This is a genomic window from Acidimicrobiales bacterium (genome assembly GCA_036491125.1).
GTDB lineage: Bacteria > Actinomycetota > Acidimicrobiia > Acidimicrobiales > AC-9 > AC-9.
The window spans coordinates 1-7,748 of sequence record DASXCO010000128.1; the positions used below are offsets into that span (position 1 = coordinate 1).

The 7,748-nt window shown below is 69.6% G+C and carries 7 protein-coding genes; 4 read left to right on the top strand and 3 right to left on the bottom strand.

Annotated features, from left to right (window positions below; translation table 11 throughout):
* The first annotated feature begins 256 nt into the window (after positions 1-256).
* Both VGF64_10645 and VGF64_10650 read left to right on the top strand, forming a co-directional pair.
* Positions 257-778 (top strand): cysteine dioxygenase family protein, encoded by a 522-nt coding sequence (locus VGF64_10645; protein HEY1635206.1) that lies wholly within the window; start codon positions 257-259, stop codon positions 776-778.
* Positions 775-1,185 (top strand): rhodanese-like domain-containing protein, encoded by a 411-nt coding sequence (locus VGF64_10650; GenBank protein ID HEY1635207.1) that lies wholly within the window; start codon positions 775-777, stop codon positions 1,183-1,185. The genes VGF64_10645 and VGF64_10650 overlap by 4 nt, the downstream gene beginning before the upstream one ends.
* Here VGF64_10650 and VGF64_10655 read toward each other — a convergent pair.
* Positions 1,159-2,652, bottom strand: a complete 1,494-nt coding sequence (locus VGF64_10655; protein HEY1635208.1) for a wax ester/triacylglycerol synthase family O-acyltransferase — start codon at positions 2,650-2,652, stop codon at positions 1,159-1,161. The two genes, VGF64_10650 and VGF64_10655, sit on opposite strands and share 27 nt — an antisense overlap.
* A gap of 6 nt (positions 2,653-2,658) precedes the next feature.
* Complete coding sequence (locus VGF64_10660) at positions 2,659-3,963, bottom strand: alpha/beta hydrolase (protein ID HEY1635209.1); 1,305 nt, start codon at positions 3,961-3,963, stop codon at positions 2,659-2,661.
* A gap of 7 nt (positions 3,964-3,970) precedes the next feature.
* On the opposite strand from VGF64_10660, the gene VGF64_10665 reads away from it, so the two are divergent.
* Entirely contained in the window at positions 3,971-5,632 is a 1,662-nt protein-coding gene (locus VGF64_10665) for an acyl-CoA synthetase (protein ID HEY1635210.1), read from the top strand.
* 1 nt (position 5,633) lies between these two features.
* Positions 5,634-7,043 carry a wax ester/triacylglycerol synthase family O-acyltransferase gene (locus VGF64_10670; GenBank protein ID HEY1635211.1) on the top strand — a complete coding sequence of 470 codons (1,410 nt, stop codon included), beginning with the start codon at positions 5,634-5,636 and terminating at the stop codon, positions 7,041-7,043.
* Between the two features lie 93 nt (positions 7,044-7,136).
* Here VGF64_10670 and VGF64_10675 read toward each other — a convergent pair.
* Positions 7,137-7,748, bottom strand: a 612-nt coding sequence (locus VGF64_10675) for an SDR family oxidoreductase (GenBank protein HEY1635212.1), incomplete at its 5' end; no start/stop codon positions are given.

A 7,748-nucleotide genomic window follows, 5' to 3' on the forward strand; every position in this document is an offset into this window, starting at 1 on the left:
GGTGGACTGTTGGTGGCGGCGAGCCTCGAGGCATTCCTCGGGTACTGCCTGGGCTGCAAGATCTTCGCCCTGCTGATGCGGACCGGCGTCATACCCGAGACCGTGTGCGCGGAGTGCAACGACATCTGGGGGCGCCCGCCCTCTGGTCGTCAGGCCGCCTGAGCCACCGCAAGCGCGGAGCTCGCCCTCGTGGATTTCCCACCGTCACTACGGACTGCTAATGTCCACTAATCTGATGAATAAAGTCGGCATTACGTTGACCGCTGGCCCACAGCTCGGCCCCTCCGAGCTGCTTGCCGCCGTTGGTCGCCTGGCTCGGACCCGCCCCATCGCTGACGGAAGTTTGCTCCGCTGTCCCATACCTCCCGGTGCGAGCAGGCGATGGTACGAGCCCGTCTTCGCCGGCTACGGGCTCGAGGCGTGGCTTCTCTGGTGGTTCTGTGGAGGTGAGATCGATCTCCACGACCATGGCGGCGCCTCTGGAGCGATCCACGTGCTCGAAGGGAGCCTGTTGGAGACCCGCGGATCCCGGCACGGTCGGGGCCTGCGACAGCGAAATCTGCGGGCCGGCGAGTCCATCGCCTTCGGGTCCGACTATGTGCACGACGTCATCAATATCGCCGCCGAGCCGGCTGTGAGCTTGCATGTGTACGGGCCGCGCCTCGAAGCCATGACCTACTACCGCATCAATGATCAGTCGGGGAGGCTGATTCCGGATCGGTTGGAGCGACTGGAGCCAATCGCCGCTGCGATGCCGCTGACGGGGCCGCTCCCATGAGCGTCTCCAACATCGATCGTCAGATCGCCGAGGCCCGGGCTCGGCTTCGTCGCCTGGACCCTAGGCAAGCAGCGGCCGCCGTGCAGGCTGGCGCGCTGCTGGTCGACATCCGCCCGGCGGAGCAGCGCCGGCGGGAGGGCGTCGTTCCCGCCGCCGTCGCCATCGAGCGGAACGTCCTCGAGTGGCGTCTCGATCCGACGAGCGAAGCTCGCACCACATCGCTCGCCGGCCCCGACCACATCATCGTGGTGCTCTGCTCCGAGGGCTACGCATCGAGCCTTGCTGCCGTGTCCCTCCATGCCATCGGGCTCCGCGCCGCGACCGATGTGATCGGAGGATTTCGGGCCTGGGCGGCGGCGGGACTTCCCATCTGCCGGGCGTCAGGCCGTCTGGGCGGCCTTGCGTAGCTCGGCCAGCGCGTCGTCGAGGTGGTCGGCCAGGTCCCACAGGTCGGGCATGGTCTCCCGGCAGGCGACGAGGCCGAAGCCCAACCGGTCCAGGTAGCTCCACACCGTGACGTTGAGCCCGATCCCCTCGAGGATGGGACCCATCGAGTAGATGTCGAGCAGCCGCCCTCCCGCGATGTGGAGCGGCTGGCGGGGCCCAGGCACGTTGGAGATGACCAGGTTGATGGGCGGGCGGTGGCGATCGGCCAGCCTCAGCCGCGAGTACAGGCGCATCCAGGCCGAGAAGAGGAGCGGCGGCGTGATCTCGCTCCAATCGATGAGCAGCTCGGCGCCGAGCGCGTGCTGCACTTCTTTGGCCGCCTGGGTCACGTCGTGGATGGCCCGCAGGCGCTCGACCGGGTCGGCGATGTCGGTCCGCAGCGACGTGAACAGGTTGGAGACTCTGTTGCCGGCCAGGCGCTGCTCCTGGTCGGTGGTGCCGGCCGACACGGGTACGCCGGCGAGCAGGGGCCGATCGGGTAGCTCCCCCCGCTCATCGAGGTAGCGCCGGAGGGCGCCCGCGCACAATGCCAGGACCACGTCGTTGACCGTGACGTCGAAGGCCCGGCGGACGACCTTGACCTCGTCGAGTGGGAGCGAGGCCATGGCAAACCACCGGTTCGGGGTCAGGGCCCGGTTGAACGACGTGCGCGGCGTGCTGAACGGAAGGGGCGGCGAGAGGGCGCCCGAACGCCGCCGGCGGACTACAGCGGCGAACCCCGAGGCCGTCCTGCCCAGGAGGCCAGGCAGGCCGGCGAGGCTGCGGAGCAGGTCCCGCACGGCATCGACCAGCCGCTCGGCGGGCGCCGGGATCGGCTCGGGCCGCCAGGACGCCCGCGCCGCGGCGACCGGCCCGGGGTCGGGCGATTCCTCGGACTGATCTCCCGCGTCGGCTGCGTCCTCGGGCCGACCTCCCGGGTCGGCTGCACCCCGGGGCCGACCTTCCGGGTCGGCCTCGGCCTGGAGGAGGTTGGCGAGCATGGCGGCGGCGGCCACCCCGTCGGCCGCGGCGTGGTGGATCTTGGCCACGAAGCCGATGTGGCCGTGCTCGACGCCCTCGACGACCCACAGCTCCCAGAGCGGGTAGCGACGGTCGAGCTGGCGGCTGGCGATGTCGGAGATCAGCTCGCTGAGCTGGCGAGGCCCACCGGGCGCGGCGATCTCGGCCCTATGCAGGTGATGGGCCAGGTCGAACTCGGGATCCTCGACCCACAGGGGATGGTGCAGCCCCCCGGGAACCTCGACCAGGCGACGCCGAAACGGCGGGAGCAGATGCAGTCGTTCCCCGAGCACCTCGCCGACCCGAGCGAACGAGTACCCGCCGGGCGCCGTCGCGGGGTCGACGATCGAGATCTTCAGGGTGTGCATATGCAGCGTCGGGGTCTCCATGTACAAGAACCCGGCGTCGATGCCGGAGAGCCGTTCCACGGCGCGTCAGGCCGGGGCCGGGACCGCTGCCGACTCGGTCAGGCCAGAGCTGGCGAGGGACGCGTCGACGAAGTCGCCGAGCGTGCGCGTCCAGAAGAACCCCACGTGATTGCCCGGGTACCAGTGGATCGTGGGTCGGCCCCAGTGGAGCCACAACCGCTGGGCCTGCCCGGGAGTGGCCAGGCGGTCGGCCAGCCCCGCGTAGATGAACCGGTCCCGGAGCGGGACACGGGGCTCGAACGCCAGTGGCGAGATCACACGGTGGATCCGGTCGGCCTCTTCGCCGGCGAGATGGTGCTCAGCCGCCCGGCGCCGTACGTGCGGCGGAGAATGGTGGAAGAACAGGCGCGGCAGGTCGGCCGCCGGGATGCCGGCGATGACGCAGTCCAAGCCGTCCTCCAGGCCGGCCAGGAGGGCGGCCGTGTACCCGCCGAGGGAGATGCCGTAGAGGCCGATCGCGGGCGCCCCCTCGTTGCGCACCCAGCTCAACAGCCGGCGCGCGTCCCAGACGCCCTGGGCGATCCCGTGGATGCTGTTGAGGACGTCGAATGACAGCAGGCTGTCGGACCCAAGCCGGCTGAGCTTGCGGGGGCCGTGGCAGGGCATCACCGGCAGGAGGAGGTTGAGCCCGAGCTCGCGGTGCAGGCGCAGGGCCCGAAAGGCGGGGAGGTCGAGCATGGCGCTCCCGGTCCCGAACCCGTGGAAGCACACCAGCCAGGGGCGAGGCCGGCCAGGATGGCGCAGGACCCATGCGTGGGCCGTCCGATTCGGCGTTGCCGCCTGCCACCGCTGCGCACCGGGCTCGCCGGCGTGCGGTTCGTAGCCGCTCTCGAACGAGAGGTGCTCGTACGGGATCCCCCGCGTCCAGGCCAGGTCGAGCGGCCGACAGCCTTCGATGGCGGGCGCCGAGAGCGCCGGAGGGTCGGGATGGTACGAGGACGGGTCAGCCACCCAGCCCCGACGCTCGAAGAGCTCGGCCGCCTCGAGCACTTCCTGTCCGACCCGCTCGTAGTCGGCGCGGTGCGGGTAGCGCTTGGGGCTCTTCATCATGGCCAGGAGGAGCTCGTCGACCGCCACCTGGGCAGCCAGCCCTGCGCTCGGCGGCGGTGCGGGAGGATGGGAGTCGAGCGGTGCACGCCGGCTGCGTGCCCACGAGCGGGCCACGAAGGCAGCGGTGCGCGGCGCGGTCATGGCGATGCGCACTGGCGGATCGGCTGCTCTCCGTATCCGCCGGTAGACCTCCGCCGGCAGTGGCCTCCCAGCCGGCGCCGGCTGCGGCCCCGGCTGGCCCTCACCCCCACCAAGTAGCATGCATCTGATGGTACGTCAGGATGCTGGGGATCCGACACGACCACCTTGGACGTTCAATCTCTGTGATCTCTTCGAGCTGGTGGCCGACGCAATTCCCGACCACCAGGCGATGGTGGCCGGTGGTCGCCGGCTGACGTATCGCGAGCTCGACGACCGGGCCAACCGACTGGCCCACCGACTGCTGGCCGCAGGCGTCGGCGCAGGCGACCACGTTGGGCTCCAGCTGCTCAACGGCACCGAGTACGTCGAGGGCATGCTGGGCGCCTTCAAGATCAGGGCCGTCCCCATCAACATCAACTACCGCTATGTCGACGGCGAGCTCGCTCACCTGTTCGACGACGCAGACCTCGTCGCCGTCGTTGCCCACCGGCAGTTCTCCCCCCGCGTCGGCGCCATCGCCAGCGCCCTGCCCCAGCTCCACACCCTGCTCGTCGTCGACGACGGTACCGATGCGGCGCCGCCTCCGGGCGCCCTCCGCTATGAGGACGCGCTGGGGCACGCGTCACCCCACCGGGACTTCGCACCGCGCTCGGGCGACGACATCTACTGCGCCTATACGGGGGGCACCACGGGGATGCCGAAGGGCGTCCTCTGGCGCCACGAGGACATCTTCTTCGCCGCCATGGGCGGCGGCGACCCGCTCCAGGCGGGCAACTTCATCAGCCGGCCAGAGGAGCTGGTTGACCGCCTGCTCGATCCCGGGATGGTCACCCTTGCCACCCCTCCCCTCATGCACGTCAGCGCCCACTGGCTCGCGTTCACGTCGCTCTTCAGCGGCGGGCGCCTGGTGGTGACACCCCAGGGACGCTTCGATCCCGAGACAGTCTGGAGCCTGATCGACCGGGAGAAGGTGAACGTCCTGGTGATCGTCGGCGACGCCATGGCCCGGCCCCTGGCCGAGGCCCTCCAGGAGGCACCGCACGACACCTCGACCCTGATCGTCATCGGATCCGGAGGGGCCATCCTTTCTCCATCGACCAAGCAGGCGCTGTCCGCCCTCGTGCCGAACGCGCTCATCGTGGACGGCTTCGGAGCGTCGGAGACGGGCACGGTAGGCAGCCGGTCGAGCCTTCCGGGCTCGTCGGCGGAGGACGAGCTTCCCAGGTTCACCCTCAACGACCAGACGACCGTGCTCGACGACCGGCTCCGGCCGGTGGTTCCCGGCTCTGACGCCACGGGCAGGCTTGCCCGCCGGGGGCACATCCCTCTCGGCTACTACAAGGACGAGGCCAAGACGGCGAGCACCTTCGTCGAGGTCGACGGCGTCCGTTGGGTGCTCCCCGGCGACATGGCCAAGGTCGATGAAGACGGGACCGTCGTGCTGCTCGGTCGGGGCTCGGGGAGCATCAACACCGGTGGCGAGAAGGTCTACCCCGAGGAGGTCGAGGCCGTCCTCAAGGGCCATCCCTCCGTCTTCGACACCGTCGTCGTCGGCGTACCGGACGAGCGCTGGGGCGAACGGGTGGTCGCCGTGGTGGAGCCCCGCAGCAACCAACAGCCGACGCTCAATGACATCCAGTCCTGGAGCCGGACACGAATGGCCGGCTACAAGGTCCCCCGCCAGCTGTCGGTGGTGGACAAGATCCTTCGTTCGCCCAGCGGCAAGGCCGACTACCGCTGGGCCCGCGACCGGGCCTGCGAGCCGGTCACATCACCAAAGGGGGCATGAGATGCGGCGGCTGTCTGGTCTGGACGCCATGTTCCTGTACGCCGAGACACCGTCGATGCATATGCACGTGACGGGTGTGATCCTCCTCGACCCGTCGACGATGCCTGGGGGCTACTCGATCGACACGGTGAGGCACATGCTGACCAGCCGGATGCATCTCCTGCCGCCGTTTCGCGAGCGGGTCATGACCGTTCCCTTCCAGCTGGCCCATCCCCTTCTCATCGAGGACCCGGCATTCGACATCGACAACCATCTCTTCCGGATCGGCGTCCCGGCTCCGGGAAGGCTCGAGGAGCTGGCCGAGCTGGTAGGCAACATCGCCAGCCGCCCCCTCGACCGGAGCAAGCCCCTGTGGGAGATGTGGGTGGCCGAGGGCCTCGAGCACGGCTACGTGGCCCTCATCGCCAAGATGCACCACTGCGTGATCGACGGAGTGTCGGGCGCGGACCTCATGGTGCACCTGTTCGACCTCGAGCCCGACGCCCGCGTCGAAGCGCCGGCGCAGGAGTGGGAGCCAGAGCACAAGCCGTCGGATGTCGAGCTCGTCACGCACTCGGTCGCCTCCCGCGTCCGTCATTGGCCGCAGGTGTTCCCGACCATCGCCCGGACCGGCCGGTCGGCCCTCGAACTGCTCCGGGTGGTCCGGCGCAGCGAGGGGCCAGGGGCCACGCTTCCCTTCACCGCTCCCCGCACGAGCTTCAGCGGCGCGGTCACACCCCACCGGGCAGTCGCCTTCGGGAAGGCCTCCCTCGACGACTTCAAGCTGGTGAAGAAGGCCTACGGCACGACGGTCAACGACGTGGTGCTGGCCGCCTGCGCCGGCACCATGCGCAAGTGGCTGATCGCCCACGACGACCTGCCCGACAAGTCCCTGGTGGCGTCCGTGCCCGTCTCGATCCGTAGCGAGGAGAAGCAGGACCAACCCGGGAATCAGCTCTCGGCCATGTTCGTCGGACTGCCGGTGCACATCGAGGACCCGATCGAGCGGCTCTTGCACATCCGAGGCGACACCAAGTCAGCCAAGGACGTCCACGGTGCGATCGGCGCCGATGCCCTCCAGAACTGGGCCGAGTTCGCGGCACCGGCCGTCTTCGCCCGCGCCGCCCGCTTCTACTCGGCCAGCAAGCTGGCTGACCGCCACCCGGTCGTGCACAACCTGGTCATCTCCAACGTGCCCGGACCGCCGGTCCCCCTCTACAGCGCCGGCGCCCGCGTGCTGGCCGTCTACCCGTTCGGCCCGATCCTCGAAGGAGCCGGTCTCAACCTCACCGTGCTCTCCAACATGGGCTCGATCGACTTCGGCGCCATCGCCTGCCGCGAGATGGTCCCCGACCTGTGGGACATCGCCACCGGGTTCACCGAGTCGGTCGAGGAGCTGCGCAAGCTGGCGGAGGAACGCCCGGGCGCCTGAGAGGCAGCGGGGAAACTACTTGCGCCTTGTCATGGAACATGAGCGCGGATGAACCTCACTGAATCAGGCAAGTAGTTTCCCCACCGCCTCTGATCAGGAGGCGCCGATGACGTGCGGCGCCTGTGAGCCTTCCACGAGGTCCCGCACCACCGGCCCGAGCTTCGCCGCGTCCCAGCGGTCCTCCTGATCAACGGACGGCCCGCGTCGCCACCCCTCGGCGACGGCGATGAGGCCACCGCCGACCTCGAAGACCCGCCCGGTGACGCCCTTGGCCTCGGGGCTGCCCAGCCAGGTGACCAGGGGCGCCACGTTCTCGGCCGCCATACGGTCGAAGCCCTCCTCGGGCTTGGCCATCATGTCCGGGAACAGCGACTCGGTCATCCGCGTCCGGGCCATAGGGGCGATGGCGTTGGCCGTCACCCCGTAGCGGCCGAGCTCGGCCGAGGCCACGAGCGTGAAGGCGGCGATGCCGGCCTTGGCCGTGGAGTAGTTGGTCTGGCCCACGTTGCCGAAGAGCCCGGCCGCCGAGCTGGTGTTGATGATCCTGGCGTCGGCCGTCTGACCCGCTTTAGCCAGCTCGCGCCAGTGGTTGGCGGCGTGGTGGCTGACGCAGAACGTTCCCTTCAGATGGACCCTGACGACCAGGTCCCAGTCCTGCTCGGTCATGCTCACGAGCATCCGGTCGCGCAGGATGCCGGCGTTGTT

Bases quoted from the DNA above. Each gene is read 5' to 3' on its own strand.
- VGF64_10665 (HEY1635210.1), top strand. From the start codon at position 3,971: ATGGTACGTCAGGATGCTGGGGATCCGACACGACCACCTTGGACGTTC.
- VGF64_10670 (HEY1635211.1), top strand. From the start codon at position 5,634: ATGCGGCGGCTGTCTGGTCTGGACGCCATGTTCCTGTACGCCGAGACA.
- VGF64_10660 (HEY1635209.1), bottom strand. From the start codon at position 3,963: ATGCTACTTGGTGGGGGTGAGGGCCAGCCGGGGCCGCAGCCGGCGCCG.
- VGF64_10650 (HEY1635207.1), top strand. From the start codon at position 775: ATGAGCGTCTCCAACATCGATCGTCAGATCGCCGAGGCCCGGGCTCGG.